A 16,826-nucleotide genomic window follows, 5' to 3' on the forward strand; every position below is an offset into this window, starting at 1 on the left:
TAGGGCGATTGCAAGCCTTACGTCCCGACCTCAAGATGACGGCCCAAGCTGCGAGATCCGCCGCTCGCCGGCGCCGCCCCGAACGGCAAGAGGATGAACCGCCGGGTATTCCGGCAAGCGCGGCAGGCGAATCGCAAACTCGCTACCCTTACCCAGTCCCTCGCTGAAAGCCCATACGTCGCCGCCGTGCATCGCCACCAGGCGTTTCACCAGGCAGAGGCCGATCCCAAGGCCTCCTTCGGCCCGGTCGAGGGTGTGATCCACCTGATAGAACAAGTCGAACAAGCTGGCTGCCTGCGCGGGATCGATGCCGCGGCCGGTGTCGCGGACCCGAATCGTGACATCGCATTCGGACGGCTCGACGGTCAGAGTGATCTGCCCCCCTTCGTCCGTGTACTTGGCGGCATTGTTGAGCAGATTCGACACCGACTGCGCCAGACGGACCAGGTCGCCCTCGACGCTGACCGATTCCGGCGGAAGATGCACGGCGAATCGATGCCGACGGGCCTCGATCAGCGGCCGACTAGTCTCCACCGCCCGCTGCACGATATCGGCCAGGGCAAGCGGTTCTTTCTTGAGTTCGATCTTCCCGCGGCTGATCCGGGAGACATCCAGGAGATCGTCCACCAGCCGGGTCAAGTGCTCGACCTGGCGATCGATCACGTCTCGCGCCCATGGCAGCTTGGCATCCGCCGCCCCCAGCCTGCGCATGATTTGAACGGCGTTGCGGATCGGCGCCAGGGGATTTCGGAGTTCATGGGCGAGCATGGCCAGGAATTCGTCCTTGCGCCGGTCGGTTTCGCGTAACGCATCTTCGGCCTGTTTGCGCTCGGTGATGTCGACCACGTGCGCCACGAATCCTCGGACCCGCCCTGCCGCATCGAGATCCGGGGAGTACGTGGCCTGAATCCAGCGCTTTCCGCCTTCGGCGTAGGACACCGGAATTTCGAAAGCGACCCGTTCTCCCGTCAGAGCCCTCTCGACATAAGGAGCGAGGGACTGCCACGCGGCTTCGCCGTGGACATCCCAGATACGACGCCCATACATCTCTTTGCAGCCGTAACCGAACCATTGCTCATAGGCCTTGTTGACGCGGCGGTATCGGCCGTCGGCATCGATATAGGACATCAGGGCCGGGGCATTGTCCATGGTTACGTGCAAGAGGTCGCGTGCCTCTTCCGCTTCCCGTCGTGCCGCCTCCAGTTCGGCCGTGCGCTCGGCGACGCGCTGTTCCAGCGACGCATTGGCTTCCCTCAGGGCCTGCTTGGCCCGATTGATCTCGGTGACATCGATGCCGACCTCCATGATCATCGGAGAACCATCCGTGTCGGTAAACGGAAAATCGTGAATCTGGTAGTCGTAACCGTCCGGGCCGGTCCACTCCCAATCCAGAGGCGCGTCCGTCTTCAGGACCTTGAAAGTCTCACAGACCTCGCAAGGCTCGGCACGGTTGAACAGGTAGTCGTGGCAGCGCCGCCCGAATGCCTTGCCGTAGCGCTGTTCGAAGAAGCGATTGGCGAACACGATCCGGTAGTCTCGCGACAGCAATACCACGGAAACCGGAAGTGCCTGTAGCACATCATGCAGCCGCTCGCGTTCCGCCTGCACGGCCGCGACGGCCCGGCCCAGTTCGGCGGTGCGGAGCGCCACCTGCCGGCGCAGTTGTCTGGTCCAAAGGCCCAGGAGCGCCAGCAGGACGGCAATCGCTCCCGCGCCCCAGGCGACGTGTTTGACCGGAAACGTCGGGGTTTCGTAGATGCCCAACCACTTCCTGTAAAGCCGATCGTACTCCCCGCTCGCCTGGACGATCGCGAGGCCCCGATCGAGACGGTCGCGCAGTTGGATATCACCTTTGCGTATCGCGAAACAGAACTCGCGCCGGTAATCCTTGAGCAGCGGACCTGCTTCGATGACTCCGGCGAGCCCACTCGTCTGCACCAGCATGTCTCCCTGCAGCCTCGGCGCCAATACGGCATCGTGCTGCCCCAAGGCCAGCAGACGAAAGCCGTCGGCCAGATTGTCGACGACCACCAGTTGATGGGTGAAGCCGCGGCTGACGAGGGCCTGGTGAGCCGTATCCGAGCGCAGGACGATGATGCTCAGGGCGCGCGCCTGGCCGACGGCATGAATGCGCGGGCGTTCCTTGCGGACAAAGAAGCTGTCGTAGCCGATGGTATGCGGCCGGGTGAATTCCACCTGCCCTTCACGTTCGTCGATGCTTGCGACCAGGGGCAGAGCATCTAGTTCGCCCGACTTTAAGGCTTGCCAGATGGTGTCCCATCGGCCCGGCTGAAAAGTGACGGGAATATCCGCCGCCGCAGCCGCCGCGGCGAACAGCTCGACGGCAAAACCGGTCGGTCGGCCCTCGGCATCGACATCGGCATAGGGCGGAAAACCGATCTCCGATCCGACAACGAGAGGACGATCCGGCTCGGCCCGCACCAAGCAGGGCACGATCAAGCACAGGAAGAGCGTTAGTCGCACGCTCCACGATACGAGCCACCGCCGAAACCGCGCCGCCGAGTTCAGTCCGAAACCGGCTTTCGGATGCACCCGAACGGTGGGTCGGCAAGTCTGTCCTGGGTCTTTTCGAACGGCCATGGGCACGGCGATGTCCATGTTCATTCCCCGGAAACCGCACACAGCGCGGCGCGGTGTCTCCCAAACCGCACTGTCAGACGCATAGCGTGATTACCCTGGCCGCGCTGCTCAACCATCGCAGAGAATATGTTTGTTGTAATTCAAACGGCATTGCCCCATAGAGCGATTGTCATGCTCTAAGTTCAAAGCCCGTTTGCGATTCGCTCCGTCCCGCACACAGACGCCGGCGTCGTGCCTGAACACCAGCGAAACGATCGAGCGTCCTTAAGGAAGCTCTGAACAAGTGGATTCCGTTCATGCCCTTCGGCTTGGCTCAGGACAGGCCTGTCGAAGGACTTAATCAGAGCTTCCCTAAGAGCGCTGGTGTCCATACTGCCTGGAAGATGTGTCTACCGCAAGGTGCGGGCACTCTACGCAAATTCTCGGGTCCGATGCGAATGGTCCGATGCAAAACCTGTCTAAAGGTTTTACATCTTTTTCTCCGACCGAACTTCGTGTGTCGGCTGCGAGGCCGTACTGGATAGACGTTCCTATCGGGGGTCGTCTCGCCATAGCGGCAGCGTGGACTTGGAGGCCGCATAAACGGCGGCTGTCTCTCACATCGACAGGGATGGATAATCATGACAAACGATTACGGAAAAAGGATGCGCCTGATGGCGGTACTCAATGGCGCGGTCATGGCCTTGGCCTTACAGTCGCCCGCGGTTTCCGCCAGGACTCTCGGTATGGTGGCGGATAACACCGAATCCACGGTCACGGTATTCGATGCGGACACCGATAGCGTGCTGGGAACGGTGCCCATACCTCCGGGCACCATCGGCGATGTGCTCATCACGCCGGATCAGAAACGGGGTTTTGTGACCAACTTCAATAATGAAGTTTCCGTCATCGACTTGACCGCATCTCCTCCCCGCCTTGCCGAGGGCACCAATCCGATTCGCATCTCCAATTTTGGCGAGGATCTGTCGATCAGCCCCGACGGCAAATATTTGGTGGCGTCCGATGGCAACGCCGTTCAACCGATTTCGGTCATCGATATCGCCGCCCAGCGCGAAATCCAAACCTTATCGGTGGACTCCGACACCAATTCGGTGGATGTCTGCCGCGACGGTTCGGTGCTGGCGACCTCTACCAGCGGGACGGTGCGCCGGCTGATGATCGATGGCGACGGCGCCTTAACGGATACCGGCGAGGTCTTGTCTCTCAATGACGAACCCAACAACGTCTTTTGCGCCCCGGACGGTCGCTCGGGTCTCGTCGTCACCACTTTGTCCGGCGATATAACCTCGTTTACGGTGCCGGGGTTGAAGCGAGTCAATACAAGCGCCCTATCCGGGAACTTCGGAATTTCGGGCTTCGTCGATCCGGCCGGGGACCGGGTTTTTGCCAGAAGCAGCTACGACGGTTTCGTGGATGTTTTCTCTTATAAGGCCGCGACAGCGGAATTGGGCGCCAGGCCGCGGTTGTCGATTCCAATTTCGGTGACGTTCGGATTCTACGGGATGGATCAAATGGCACTGCATCCGAACAGGACCAAGCTGTACGTCCCGGAATACTTCGCCAACGCCCTGAACGTGTACGACGCCGACACCGGCGCCTTGCTGACTTCCATTACCGATCCGAATATCGTGGAGCCGACAGGGGTAGCCGTCGCTACGCCGACCGACGGCGGCAACGATCACGATAATGATGAAGGCGACGACGACGGCGCTACGGACGGACAGCGGCGACGATAGGGTCGATGGAGCGGCACCTTTGATCGCGAACGGTGATCGCTGTGCAAACGGCCGGGAAGATTCCGTCCTAAACAGCAATCGGCGATATCGCGGGATCGTTTTAGAAATCGCCCCGCATACCGGCAATGGCGGAACGATACGCTGACCAGGAAATAAAAAGTGCCGCTTCGGCCGCTTCAGGCCGAAGCGGCGCTGATTTCGTCCAGCGCATTCAACAAACAATCGATCTCGTCGAAGGTGTTGTAGGCCAAAAGCCCGATTCGCAGCAGGCCGCCCGTCGATTCGACGCCCAATTTTTCGGTAAGGCCGAGCGCATAGAAATTGCCGTGCCAGGTGAAGATGCCGCGATCGCCCAATCGTTCGGCGACCGCATAGGGCGTGTGGCCGGCTAGGGTTATGGCAACGGTCGGCGTTCGCCAGTCGAAGCGAGCAGGGTCAGTTATGCCATAAAGCTTCAGGCCGGTTATTTGCAACAGGTCCTGAATCAAGCGTTCGCTCAGGCGACGTTCGTATTGCCGGCTTGCTTCCATCGCCACGATCAAGGCGTCGCGGCGGTTTTCTGGGGAAGACGAAACACGCCGGCCGAGTTCCGCCAAATAATCGATCGTCGCAATCAGCCCGGCCAAGCCTTCGTGATTCAGGGTTCCGGTTTCCCAGCACGAAGGGACTTCATCCGGAGCCGGTTGCACTTTGTAAGGCCGAAAGCGGGCGAGATGCTCGCGCTTGCCGAACAGGATGCCGACATGCGGACCGAAAAATTTGTAGGCGGAACAAGTGAGAAAATCGCAATCGAGGGCGCGTACGTCGATCGGGCCATGCGGAGCGTAGTGAACCGCGTCGACGAAAACCAGTGCGCCGACCGCATGGGCCAGACGTATCGCTTTAGCAACGTCGTTGACGGTGCCGACCGCGTTGGAAGCATATCCGATGGCGACCACGCGGGTCCGGTCGCTGAGCTGCCGTTCCAGATCGCTCATATCGAGCGTGCAGTCTTCCACATGGATATCGACCACGCGGACCACCGCGCCTACTTCTTCCAGCGCATACCAAGGGGAAACATTGGCGTAATGGTCGAGCCGCGTCACGACGATTTCGTCGCCGGGCTTCAAGCTGCGCCCTATGGCTCGGCTGAAAGCGAAGGCGAGCGTCGTCATATTGGCGCCGAAGATCACTTCATCGGGACTGCAACCCAAAAAATCAGCGACTGCGGCGCGAGCCGAGGCAATCAACTCATCGGTCCGCCGGCTGGTGACGAAAGCGCCATGCGCATTGGCGTTGGATGTTGCCAGATAGCGGCTCATGGCATCCATCACCGATTGAGGCACTTGGGTTCCGCCGGGTCCATCGAAGAAAACGGGGCGCTGGCTGCCGGTGCCTTGAGCGAGTGCCGGGAACTGGGAACGTATCCATTCGAGATCAATAGACGCCATGGCGGACTCCTCTGTGATACGGTCGGCCTGTCCATCGGAGCGCCAACCGGTTTTTCGTCGGTCTTAGCATTGGACCGCGGACAGGTTAACACAAAGGATGCCGGCGAAGGATGAGACGCTCGTTTCGGTCGAATCCGGGGCGGTGGTTTCGATTTGGTTTGAAATCAGCCTGTGACCAGTTTTTCAAAGTCCGTCGTTCTCCCCGGTCGGATCTGCGCTCGGCTTGCCCAGTCGCCCGGTTGATGGAACACTTAGGCGATATTCGAACCATGGACACACCTGCCCAACATGACATCCGTTATTCCTCGAGAAGAATCGCTTCGTTCGCGGCTGGAGCATGAGCCGCAAACACTACAATTCGGAACCAGCGGGCGCCGTGGCCTGCTGATTCACCTCAGCCAACTGGAAATCTTCATCAATGCCCTCGCCGAGCTCGAATACCTGCAATCGTTGCCGCTTGCCGAGGGCGGCATCGTGCGCGGCGAGGATTTCTTTTTCGCCTACGATCTGCGCCCCAGTTCCAGCCGCTTCATCGACGGGGAACCTCGGCGCGGAGAACTTGCCCAAGCCGTCGAGTGCGCCATCCGCACCGCCGGCATGAGGCCGGTGAATCTCGGCCGCATTCCGACGCCGGCGCTGACCTACTATGCCGTGTCGCGCGGCAAGGGCAGTATCATGGTGACGGGCAGCCATATCCCTTTCGACCGCAACGGATACAAGACCAACACATCGCGCGGGGAGCTGCTGAAACAGCATGAGCAGCCCATCAACGAAAAGGTGCGGGAGGTGCGGGAAAAGCTATACGGCCAGTCTTTTGCCGATTCCCTGTTCGATGAGCACGGGCAGTTCAAGGCTGGCCACCTCGAACTCTCCGCCGAAAGCGGCGAGGCCGCCACCGCCTACATCAAGCGCTACGCGGATTTCTTCGGTGCCGAGTCGCTGAAAGGGCTACGCCTCCTGGTGTACCAGCATTCGGCCGTGGGACGGGATCTCGTGGTCGAAATCCTGCGCGAACTCGGCGCCGAGGTCGTCGTCGCCGGGCGCAGCGAAACCTTCGTCCCGATCGATACCGAAAACATCAATGCGGAACAGCTCACGGTTATTCAGACGCTGTTCGACGAAACCGTGGCGAAACACGGCCGGATCGATGCCGTAGTCTCCACCGATGGCGACAGCGATCGTCCGCTGATTCTCGGCGTTGATCCCGAAACCTCCGCCGTGCGCTTTTTCGGGGGCGATCTGGTGGGGATGATTACGGCGGAATATTTGGGGGCAGATGCCGCGGTCGTACCGATCAGCTGCAACGATGGCATAGACCGAGGCGCGCTCAAGGACATCACCGAACCCAAGACGCGCATCGGTTCGCCGTTCGTCATTGCCGGCATGGAAGCCGCGCGTGCGCGCGGCAAAAAAGCAGTCTGCGGCTGGGAAGCCAATGGCGGATTTCTGACCGGCTCGGATATCCTCAGGAACGGCAAGACCCTCAAGGCGCTGCCCACGCGCGACGCCGTCCTGCCCATTCTCGCCGTGCTTTGTGCCGGCCGGGAACAGGGACTCGGTCTAACCGAGCTGTTCGCTTCATTACCCAAACGCTACAGCCGCGCCGCACTGCTCAAGCAGTTTCCGAGATCGGTCGGCCTCGAGATCGTCAAACGTTTCTCGCCTTCCGAGCCAGCAATCGGCGAGGTTCGGTTCTCGCCCGACGGTACCTCGGTGCTGAGTACAGACGGCCGGAAACTCGAAACCGCGGATGTGGAAATTCCTAAACTCGATGCGATTCGGCGGGAACTCACCGGTTTCTTCACGGCAGATCTCGGTTTCGGCGCCATTACGACCCTGAATTTCATCGACGGGGTACGCATACGATTCCGCAACGGGGACGTGGCCCATCTGCGGCCTTCCGGCAACGCCGACGAACTGCGAATCTACGCGGTCGCGGACACTCAGGCGCGTGCCGATGCCATCGCCGGCATGGCGGTGGCCGAACCCGACGGGATTCTGCGCCGCTTGGAGCGGTTGGTACGTTAACGAGGCTTCCGGACGGGACAGAGTCGACCACGGGTGTCGCGGTTCGGGCAAGCTAAGGCCGTGGGTCCTGAGCCCCGTCGAAGAATCGGGATTATTAACCCGGCCTATAAATATAGGCCGGGTTAATCCGGGGCAGGGATGCCCCGGCGCGGCGACAAGCCGCGTGAGCCCAGGCCGGGCGTGTACCGGCCTGGGCGGCGGCCCGAAATACCAGGAGGGTATTTACGGACCTGATTAATAAAGCGCCCCCTTCGGAATCTACGCAGGTAAAGCAGGTTTCCCATGCTCCCGTTTGGAAACCTGCTTCACAAAACTCCCGCTTTTGCAGTTTGGCTTAGCGCCCGAAGTAGGTCGGCAATCCTTTGCCGACACCCGCCGTCGGCGAGGGCCTTTGTCGGCAAAGGATTGCCGACCTACACATTGCGATGCCCACTGCTAAACCGCGGTGAAAAATGCGCGAGGACTTTTCCGCTCCATCTCAGCGGTCAACTGCCGTTTCTCGGGAATCCATAAGCAAGCTCGGAGATGTCAAAACAAATACGTCCCGGTGGCCAGCGCTCTTCCCAATAGGTTGGATAGGACTGGTATAGTGGAAGAACTTCCGGTCGTTGATCAACAAAAGTTCTCCAGGGTATAAGATTTTGTCAAAAACAGGATTACCGGTTTTATTTTTGTACAGATGCGTTTCCCCGCCCTGAATATTTCTCCGGTCAATAGAATAGATACAAACAAAGTCGGCACCGTCGCTGTGTATACCTTCTGGCGCCGGATTTCCAAAGTTATCCGGGGAGCATGTGGTTCGTATCTGATGAACGCCTATTTCGGTACCAATATCGAGACTGCAAAAATCTCTGAATATCGATAGTAGGCTTTTGAACATTCCGAAATTGACGAGCTCCTCATCCAATTCGGAAAATTCTCGTTTTATACCGCCGACCAGGGGATTATATTCTTTGGGTTGGAAAAGAAAGCCATGCGGCATTTTAACGATGCCATCCTCAGAAACCTTGAACCGTGATAGCTTTCGAAGACGATAGTCACCCTTGATATAAGGGTCGACGGGAAGACTGCTGAAAAACGGCTCAAAAGCCTCCGGATCCATGGCTCTTTCCGCCCGCATGACGAACAGAAAACCGAATTCGAATCCAGTCGATCCAAATACTTTTTGCATAGGGCACGCTCTCCCTAAAAAAGGTGGCCTCCCACTATTCTCTTGAATTCCTGATACCGTTTGTCGTCGTAGAACAGTTCTGCGTGCCTAGTACTTTATAACATGGCATAAGATCGCCAGTTTATGTGTTTATCGGCACGATAAGAGCGTGAGATACTTTCATGCGAATATCGTAACCATAATGTTACGCGTTCGGACGTATATCCGATAACAGATTACGCGCCTGATTTTATAAACTTCGACCCATAAACTCGGCAGAAGTTTCAGATTACCCGGACTACTGCAAGAAATACCGGCTGCCGTGAATATGTGCCAGGATGCGTATTCGATCAGCGCCATTTCAATATTCTTCCGGCAATTTAGCGGCATCATGTCTTGTGCGCTTTCTGATTTTCCAATCGCAGTATGTAGAGGATCGGCTGAACCTGCGAACCCCATCGATCGCGAACTAATACCGACAGCGAAGATAGACCCGAAGCATCCGGAAGGACTCGGCGTCCATGCCGTCGCGGCACACCGTAACGGCGTGTGTCTTCGTTTCGGTTTTAATGTGCAAAATGACTATCCACGTGGTGACGATGCTGCTGTCCAGCACGGTTCCGGATTGCATACCGGACGGCGGGAAGATCTCGCATTCGCCTCCCGGTTTGAGGACCAGTTCCCTGACGGCCGGATTCAATGAATATTCCCTACGACAAAGGAACAAACTGAACAACACGGCGCCGAGCAGCCCCAGCCTCGTCCACGCCGGCAGCGGGTTGGCCAGGGACGCAAACGCCGCCAATGCGTGAACCGCTGTCACGGCGACGGCCAGGCTGCGGGACGGATTAAGAAGAAGACGGAGAGGCGGAACGGATTTTGAGGACAAGCTCGGCCAGCGATGAATCTATGGGGACGCAGTCGGTATAAAGATAGCGCCAAAGCCTTTCGTCCGGTTCATCGAGAAGCCGGATGAAGGTCGATTTTTCCGTTTCCGGCGCTTGATCGTAAGCACTATCCAGGTAGCGCTGCAACAGCAGATCGAGTTCCCGCATGCCGCGGCGACAGCGCCATCGGAGCTGAGCCGCTTTCATCGGCTCAGAGAGGGTGAACAGAACTACTGCGCGGCCCATATTCGCTCCTGCGATGCTCAACGTACCCCCTGTACGCCTGCGCTTCTCGTAGCGAATATGGGCCGCTCGCCACGTTTTTTTCACCCTCTCTCAACGCTGCCGCTCGATCAAGAGCTTCTTGATTTCGGCGATGGCCTTGGCTGGATTCAGATATTTCGGACAGACATGCGTGCAGTTCATGATGGTGTGGCAACGATACAGCTTGAACGGATCTTCCAATTCGTCCAGCCGCTCGCCGGTGTTCTCGTCCCGGCTGTCCACGATCCACCGATAGGCTTGCAGCAAAACCGCAGGCCCCAGGTAGCGTTCGCTGTTCCACCAGTAACTGGGACAAGCCGTCGAGCAGCATGCGCACAATATGCACTCGTAATAGCCTGTGAGCCGGTTTCGCTCCTCCTTGCTCTGAAGACGCTCCCGATCGGCCGGCGGCGGCGTTTGAGTCTGAATCCACGGCCGAATCGAGGCATATTGGGCGAAAAAGTGGGTTTGATCGGGCACCAGATCCTTGATCACCGGCTGATGCGGCAGAGGGTAAATTCTTATCACCTCGCGGCAATCGGCGATCGCCATGGTGCAAGCCAGGGTGTTGTGTCCGTCGATGTTCATGGCGCACGAACCGCACACGCCTTCCCGGCAGGAGCGGCGGAACGCCAGCGTGCTGTCGATCTCGTTCTTGATCTTGATGATGGCGTCGAGAACCATCGGCCCGCAGCGATCCAGATCGACCTCGAAAACGTCGAGGCGCGGATTTTCTCCGGACTCGGGATCGTAGCGGTAGATTTCGAATCGCCTGACATTGGTGGCGCCCTCGGGCGCCGAATATACCTTGCCGGGTTTGACCGTAGAATTCTTGGGTAGTGAAAAAAGCCCCATAACCTTTACTCTAGTACACCCGCTTTTGCGGCTGAATGACTTCGACCTCGTCGGTCAGGGTGTACAGGTGGACCGGACGATAATCGATACGGACATTGTGACGCTCATCGAGCCACAGCAGCGAGTGTTTCAGCCAGTTTTCGTCGTCCCGTTCGGGAAAGTCCTCACGGGTATGCCCTCCCCGGCTCTCTTCGCGGTTGAGCGCTCCGGCGATGGTCACCATGGCCTGGGCGAGAAGATTCTCGAGCTCCAGGGTTTCGACCAGATCGGTATTCCAAATGAGCGAACGATCCGAAACGCGCACATCCTGAAAGGAATCCATGACGCCTTTCAACTGGTCGACGCCTTCCTGCAGCACCTCGCCCGTCCGGAATACGCCCGCATGGCTCTGCATGCTCCTCTGCATCGCCAGGCGGATGTCCGCGGTTTTCCGCGAGCCCTTGGCGTAGCGCAGCCGGTCGAAGCGGGCCAGCGCCGGATCGTAAGCATCCGGCGGAAGCGGTTTGTGGAGCCGCTTGGGCTGGATCAGCTCGGCACAACGCAATGCCGCCGCCCGCCCGAACACGACCAGATCCAGCAGGGAATTGGACCCGAGCCGGTTCGCCCCGTGCACGGACACGCAAGCCGCCTCGCCGATCGCCATCAAGCCGGGCACCGGCGTCTCGGGGTTGCCGTCCTTCAGCGTGACCACTTCACACTTGTAATTGGTGGGAATGCCGCCCATGTTGTAATGGACGGTCGGAATGACCGGAATCGGCGCCTTCGTAACATCCACGCCGGCGAAGATCATGACGGTCTGGCTGATGCCGGGCAGCCTTTCTTCGACTACCGCAGGATCGACATGTTCAAGATGCAGGTAGATGTGATCCTTGTCCGGCCCGACACCCCGCCCCTCCAGGATTTCCCGTGTCATGGCGCGGCTCACCACGTCGCGCGAGGCCAGGTCCTTGGCGTGGGGCGCGTAGCGCTCCATGAAACGCTCGCCTTCGGAATTGGTGAGATAACCGCCCTCGCCTCTCACGCCTTCGGTGACCAGGCAGCCGGCTCCGTAGATCCCGGTGGGATGGAACTGCACGAATTCCATGTCCTGGAGCGGCAATCCGGCTCGCAGGACCATGGCGTTGCCGTCTCCGGTCGTGGTGTGCGAGGACGTGCAGGAGAAGTAGCAACGCCCGTAACCGCCGGTTGCGAGGATCGTCATGTGCGAGCGGAACAGGTGCAAGGTTCCGTCATCCAGGCGCCATGCGAGCACCCCGCGGCATTCGCCCTCGTCCATGATGAGATCCAGAGTGACGTATTCGGTGAAGAACTCCACCTTGTGCCTGAGCGATTGCTGGTAGAGCGTATGGAGAATGGCGTGGCCGGTAAAGTCCGCCGCCGCGCAGGTGCGCTGGGCGGAGCCCTTCCCGAAATGGGTGGTCATGCCGCCGAAAGCGCGCTGATAAATCTTGCCGTTCTCGGTACGCGAAAAAGGGACGCCGTAATGCTCCAACTCGATGACGGCGGGAATCGCCTCGCGGCACATGTATTCGATCGCGTCCTGATCGCCTAGCCAGTCGGACCCCTTCACCGTGTCGTACATATGCCAGCGCCAATCGTCCTCGCCCATGTTGCCCAATGCGGCGCTGATGCCGCCCTGAGCCGCCACGGTGTGGCTGCGTGTCGGAAAGACCTTGGTAAGGCACGCCGTTTTCAGACCTTTTTCGCCCAGTCCCAGCGCCGCGCGCAAACCCGCGCCGCCGGCTCCGACAACCACGGCGTCATAGGTATGGCGAATGATCTCGTAGGCCTTGGTCATGCTACCCCATGAATACGACGCGCAGCGTTGCATAGAGCGACGCCAACGCCAGAAAGGAAAAAACCAGCTTCATGCCCAGAATGCTGAGCATTTTCAGCCATTCGGTATGAATGTAATCCTCCATCACCACCTGCAACCCCAGCGTGGCGTGATAGAAGACCAGAATGATGAAAGACAACAGGAAGATACTGTTCCAAGGCGTCGCTATCCACCGAACGACTTGCTCGTAATCGGCATGAGGCAGCGAAACGACTACGGGCGCAAGCCAAAATATCAGAGGAATCAGCGCGATAGAGGTCACCCGCTGCCGCCACCATTCATGAGTTCCCTGTTTGGCCGAGCCGAGTCCCCGGGCACGGGCAAGCGGTGATCGATAGTTCATGGGCCCTTAGAAAATCGTGATCATGTGAGTAGGAATAACCCCAGGGTCAGCAACACCGCAGCGACCAACTCCAAATAAGCATACCGATCCAAAGTGTCACGATCGAAACCGTGCCCGGTGTCCCAGATCAGATGTCTGACGCCATGGGAAAAATGAAAGAACAAAGAAAAAAGCCAGGCCCACAACAGTAATTGCCCCGGCAACGAGCGCAGAACGGCTTGTATCCAGGCGAACTGAGCCTCTCCCTCGGCGACGGCCATCAGGCACACTGCCCAAAAAACCAGGCCGACGCTTAATAACACTCCGGTTATTCGATGCGTGATCGACAAGACCGCGGTCAGCGGCAAGCGGTAAATCTGAAGATGGGGCGACAGCGGACGCTCACTCATAACTTGGCGAAACACCTAGGGTCTTGTTCCTGGCTGCGATGGCAAACCTGCGCCCAGCAATCTTTGCCGGACGCGCCGAGAACCGCGTGCATGGAAACTAAAAATCGATACACCGTCCGTCCTTTTCCCAATCTCCGTAGCGGGTAGGCTCTGGGCGCTCTGCGTCCTTGCGCGGAGCAGCTTGCGATTCGGATTTTGTCGCTTGCCCATTCTCCAATTCTTGATCGCTGTTTGAGGACTTGAGTTCCTCAGTCATGACACAACTCCTCCGAAGCCTGTTTTATGGCTTTTATACCTTGGCAGGGAAGTGATCACAAGCCGTTCGCGACACTCTTCGCGGCTGGCGTCCGAAAATATTATCAGTAAGGAATCTTTCGCGAGAGGTTTTGTCGAACTTTTACAAACTTTCGACCGGTGGAATAAATACGGTCGAAGAAAGGTACATATTTCGTCAATACGTATATGTACGCAACGTTATGAGCCAGTCAGGGCAGATGCTTTGTCGATGGCGAATATTTGGAGAAATGTCATGAACTGGGATCAAGTCAAAGGAAACTGGAAACAAGTCAAAGGCACGATTAAAGCTCAATGGGGTCGGTTGACCGACGATGAGCTCGACGAGATTAATGGCGAAAGAGAAAAACTGATAGGCAAGATTCAGGAAAGATACGGGATAGCCCGTGAAGAAGCGGAAAGGCAAGTAGAAGGTATGAAGATGTAAATCGAATACTTGGCTAGCTGACGGTAACGCCGTCTTTCCACGCTCCTCGAGCGCCATCAATCAGGGATGTACCGTCAGTTAGCGCGTCGACTACTTGAATAGAATAAGTGGGGCATTGCCGCTTTTAAGGTAGTTACCTTTTGCTGATAAATTCAAGATATAACTCAAGCCATTTCGGTATCTTCTTGCGTCAATATATTCTAATCACGCAATTTTCATAAGGAGATTGACATGGAAAAAGCCGTATTTTGTGTCGCCAAGACGAGAGAACAAGCCGAGTTGATTATCGATCGTTTGAGATCCTCGGGATTTTCAAACAACGATATCTCCGTCCTTTTTCCCGATAAGTCCACGACCAAAGATTTCGCCCACGAGCAGCACACCAAGGCACCGGAGGGAGCTACCGCCGGAGGAGTCGCAGGCATGGGCGTGGGTGCCGTGCTCGGTTGGCTTGCAGAAATCGGCACTATTGCAATACCTGGTGTCGGCCCCTTTATCGCTGCCGGACCTATCGCGGCGGCACTGACCGGCGCAGCTATCGGCGGAGCAACCGGAGGAATCATCGGAGCTCTGGTCGGCATGGGAATTCCGGAGTACGAAGCCAAACGTTACGAGGGCAAGATCAAGAGCGGGAACATTCTGATTTCCGTGCATACCACTGACAGCCACCAAAGGTCCAAAGCCAAAGAGATTTTCGAACAGGCTAATGCGGAAGACATCGCAGTGAGCGGAGAAGCGAGCGTCACCTAACCAGCGGACAACTTCGCTTCGGAGCAAACATCAGGAGACGTATATGCCATGGGACGAATCCAAACTTAATACCCTATTGCGAGACGAAATATCCGCCGTCGAAACCTATCAACAGGCTCTGGATAAATTGCGTAATGAGCCGCAGGTTGGAGAAGTGCAGCAGATTTCTTCGATTTGCGAAGATCATCGAGACTCCGCCAACAAGCTCAGGGAGCGGATCATTCAGTCCGGAGGCAAACCCACGGAGGACTCCGGAGCCTGGGGAACCTGGTCCAAAATGGTCATGGGCGGCGCCAAATTATTGGGTGATAAGGCGGCTCTCACCGCCCTCCGCCAAGGAGAGGAAAACGGTATTCAGGATTACCAGGAAGCCCTGCTGGATGCGGATATTCCGGCCGATGTCCGAAACTTGATTCAAACCACGCTGTTGCCGAGACAACAGCAACACCTCAACGTTCTGAACAGGCTCATCGGGACCACCTGATCCTGTTGCGGCGCGGCCGCAGAGAGCCGATAGAGAGGGAATCTCGCTGCGGCGCTCTGTCCACCGCGCCTCGTTTGTTTCGGCGATTTATACCGATCTTCGAGTCGGTGCCCGGCTGGAATGAGAGGACGTTTCCATGCGATTGAATATTGCCGACTCCGTGATCGTCATTACCGGAGCGTCCAGCGGCATCGGCAGAGCGACGGCGATGAAGGTCGCCGAACAGCATGGAACGGTCGTGCTGGCGGCCCGCCAAGCGGACGTATTGCACGAAGTGGTGCGGGAATGCGAGCAAATCGGCGGACGCGCGTTGGCGGTAAGGACCGACGTCACCGACGAAGAGCAAGTCAGGCAATTGGCGCGCCGTGCCATCGAGACTTACGGGCGAATCGACGTGTGGGTCAACGATGCCGCCGTTACCATGCTGTCCCGGTTCGAGGACGCGCCTGCGGATGCATTTAGACGCGTCATCGAAACCAACTTCTTCGGTTATGTTCACGGTGCACGGGCGGTTCTGCCCTATTTCCACAAGCAAGGTTACGGTGTATTGGTCAACGTGGCGTCGGTAGTGGGGAAAGTGGCGGCGCCGTATGCCAGCGCGTATGTCGCCAGCAAGTTCGCCATCACCGGATTCTCGGAAAGCTTGCGCATGGAGCTTCGCGATACGCCCGACATTCACGTGTGCACCATTCTGCCTGCAACCATCGATACCCCGTTGTTCCAACATGCCGCCAACTACTCCGGAAAAGCGGTTCAGGCGATGCCGCCGGTTTATGCGCCCGAAGACGTAGCGGAGGCGATCTTGGAGACGATTCGCCATCCGAAGAGGGAGGTCACCGTGGGCAACGCGGGGCGCATGATCGCCATGTGGAATCTTGCGCCGCCGCTGGCGGAACGGATGGTGGCAAGAAAGGTGGAGCGACGTCACTTTCAAGACCGGCCCGGACCGGATTCGCCCGGAAACCTTTTCGAACCCATGCCCGAATTCGACACCGTGCGCGGCGGCTGGCTGGAACCCCATCAACAACGCTATCGAAAGACGGCCTGGACTGCGGGCACCTTGGCCCTGCTCGCCGGTCTTGGCGCGGCGCTTTACCTGAACTCCTCCAGACGCTCGACACCACGAACTGCCGAAGCCGGCAACGTTCTACCGAATCCCGATAAATAGCCTGAACCTCTCCCGGAGGCGGGGTCTCATTCGGAAATAGATGTCCGCACGTACGAGCCATCGTTACCTCGACATCAGGGATATTCAATCCCTATCAATGGTCTTAAACCTATATCAAGACTCGGTATCGAGGCGGGCCTCGGTTTAACCATCATTGGAGATCGGCAACTTAGCTTTGTATTT

At 58.0% G+C, this 16,826-nt stretch carries 16 protein-coding genes; 6 read left to right on the forward strand and 10 right to left on the reverse strand.

The window, feature by feature from the left end; all coding sequences use genetic code 11:
- Positions 1 to 30: 30 nt before the first annotated feature.
- Positions 31 to 2,619 (reverse strand): PAS domain-containing protein, encoded by a 2,589-nt coding sequence (locus tag ACR2R1_RS09545; protein WP_434113856.1) that lies wholly within the window; start codon positions 2,617 to 2,619, stop codon positions 31 to 33.
- A 602-nt stretch (positions 2,620 to 3,221) separates the two neighbouring features.
- Here ACR2R1_RS09545 and ACR2R1_RS09550 point away from each other — a divergent pair.
- Positions 3,222 to 4,337 carry a hypothetical protein gene (locus ACR2R1_RS09550; protein ID WP_434113859.1) on the forward strand — a complete coding sequence of 372 codons (1,116 nt, stop codon included), beginning with the start codon at positions 3,222 to 3,224 and terminating at the stop codon, positions 4,335 to 4,337.
- A gap of 176 nt (positions 4,338 to 4,513) precedes the next feature.
- Here ACR2R1_RS09550 and ACR2R1_RS09555 read toward each other — a convergent pair whose 3' ends face one another.
- Positions 4,514 to 5,767, reverse strand: coding sequence for a cysteine desulfurase-like protein (locus tag ACR2R1_RS09555; RefSeq protein ID WP_434113862.1), 1,254 nt, complete (start codon positions 5,765 to 5,767; stop codon positions 4,514 to 4,516).
- A gap of 288 nt (positions 5,768 to 6,055) precedes the next feature.
- Between ACR2R1_RS09555 and ACR2R1_RS09560 the strand changes: the two genes are divergently transcribed.
- On the forward strand, positions 6,056 to 7,795 hold the full coding sequence (locus ACR2R1_RS09560) for a hypothetical protein (RefSeq protein WP_434113865.1): 1,740 nt from the start codon (positions 6,056 to 6,058) through the stop codon (positions 7,793 to 7,795).
- A gap of 478 nt (positions 7,796 to 8,273) precedes the next feature.
- Here the strand turns inward: ACR2R1_RS09560 and ACR2R1_RS09565 are convergent, their stop codons facing one another.
- The 8 genes from ACR2R1_RS09565 to ACR2R1_RS09600 form a co-directional block, all read right to left on the reverse strand.
- Complete coding sequence (locus ACR2R1_RS09565; protein WP_077729379.1) at positions 8,274 to 8,966, reverse strand: 2OG-Fe dioxygenase family protein; 693 nt, start codon at positions 8,964 to 8,966, stop codon at positions 8,274 to 8,276.
- Between the two features lie 448 nt (positions 8,967 to 9,414).
- Positions 9,415 to 9,768 carry a protein YgfX gene (locus ACR2R1_RS09570; RefSeq protein WP_143735103.1) on the reverse strand — a complete coding sequence of 118 codons (354 nt, stop codon included), beginning with the start codon at positions 9,766 to 9,768 and terminating at the stop codon, positions 9,415 to 9,417.
- Positions 9,769 to 9,793: 25 nt separating this feature from the next.
- Positions 9,794 to 10,078 (reverse strand): succinate dehydrogenase assembly factor 2, encoded by a 285-nt coding sequence (locus ACR2R1_RS09575; RefSeq protein WP_240502445.1) that lies wholly within the window; start codon positions 10,076 to 10,078, stop codon positions 9,794 to 9,796.
- 90 nt (positions 10,079 to 10,168) lie between these two features.
- Positions 10,169 to 10,951: a succinate dehydrogenase iron-sulfur subunit gene (locus ACR2R1_RS09580; RefSeq protein WP_347258324.1), complete on the reverse strand. Its 783-nt coding sequence runs from the start codon at positions 10,949 to 10,951 to the stop codon at positions 10,169 to 10,171.
- A 10-nt stretch (positions 10,952 to 10,961) separates the two neighbouring features.
- Complete coding sequence (sdhA, locus tag ACR2R1_RS09585) at positions 10,962 to 12,749, reverse strand: succinate dehydrogenase flavoprotein subunit (protein WP_347258325.1); 1,788 nt, start codon at positions 12,747 to 12,749, stop codon at positions 10,962 to 10,964.
- A gap of 1 nt (position 12,750) precedes the next feature.
- Positions 12,751 to 13,131, reverse strand: coding sequence for a succinate dehydrogenase, hydrophobic membrane anchor protein (gene sdhD, locus ACR2R1_RS09590; RefSeq protein ID WP_210024001.1), 381 nt, complete (start codon positions 13,129 to 13,131; stop codon positions 12,751 to 12,753).
- Between the two features lie 20 nt (positions 13,132 to 13,151).
- The gene (gene sdhC / locus ACR2R1_RS09595) at positions 13,152 to 13,520 is read right to left on the reverse strand and encodes a succinate dehydrogenase, cytochrome b556 subunit (protein ID WP_077729372.1); all 369 of its coding nucleotides are present in this window, start codon (positions 13,518 to 13,520) and stop codon (positions 13,152 to 13,154) included.
- Between the two features lie 97 nt (positions 13,521 to 13,617).
- Complete coding sequence (locus tag ACR2R1_RS09600; protein ID WP_077729371.1) at positions 13,618 to 13,776, reverse strand: DUF1674 domain-containing protein; 159 nt, start codon at positions 13,774 to 13,776, stop codon at positions 13,618 to 13,620.
- A 273-nt stretch (positions 13,777 to 14,049) separates the two neighbouring features.
- Here ACR2R1_RS09600 and ACR2R1_RS09605 point away from each other — a divergent pair, with 273 nt between their 5' ends.
- The 4 genes from ACR2R1_RS09605 (at position 14,050) to ACR2R1_RS09620 (ending at position 16,643) form a co-directional block, all read left to right on the forward strand.
- Positions 14,050 to 14,241, forward strand: a complete 192-nt coding sequence (locus tag ACR2R1_RS09605; protein WP_077729369.1) for a CsbD family protein — start codon at positions 14,050 to 14,052, stop codon at positions 14,239 to 14,241.
- Between the two features lie 231 nt (positions 14,242 to 14,472).
- Complete coding sequence (locus tag ACR2R1_RS09610; protein WP_077729368.1) at positions 14,473 to 14,991, forward strand: hypothetical protein; 519 nt, start codon at positions 14,473 to 14,475, stop codon at positions 14,989 to 14,991.
- A 43-nt stretch (positions 14,992 to 15,034) separates the two neighbouring features.
- On the forward strand, positions 15,035 to 15,475 hold the full coding sequence (locus tag ACR2R1_RS09615; protein ID WP_077729367.1) for a DUF2383 domain-containing protein: 441 nt from the start codon (positions 15,035 to 15,037) through the stop codon (positions 15,473 to 15,475).
- A 136-nt stretch (positions 15,476 to 15,611) separates the two neighbouring features.
- Positions 15,612 to 16,643, forward strand: coding sequence for an SDR family oxidoreductase (locus tag ACR2R1_RS09620; RefSeq protein WP_077729366.1), 1,032 nt, complete (start codon positions 15,612 to 15,614; stop codon positions 16,641 to 16,643).
- The last annotated feature ends 183 nt before the right edge of the window (positions 16,644 to 16,826 follow it).

This window comes from Methylocaldum sp. GT1TLB (assembly GCF_051027445.1).
Classification (GTDB): domain Bacteria; phylum Pseudomonadota; class Gammaproteobacteria; order Methylococcales; family Methylococcaceae; genus Methylocaldum.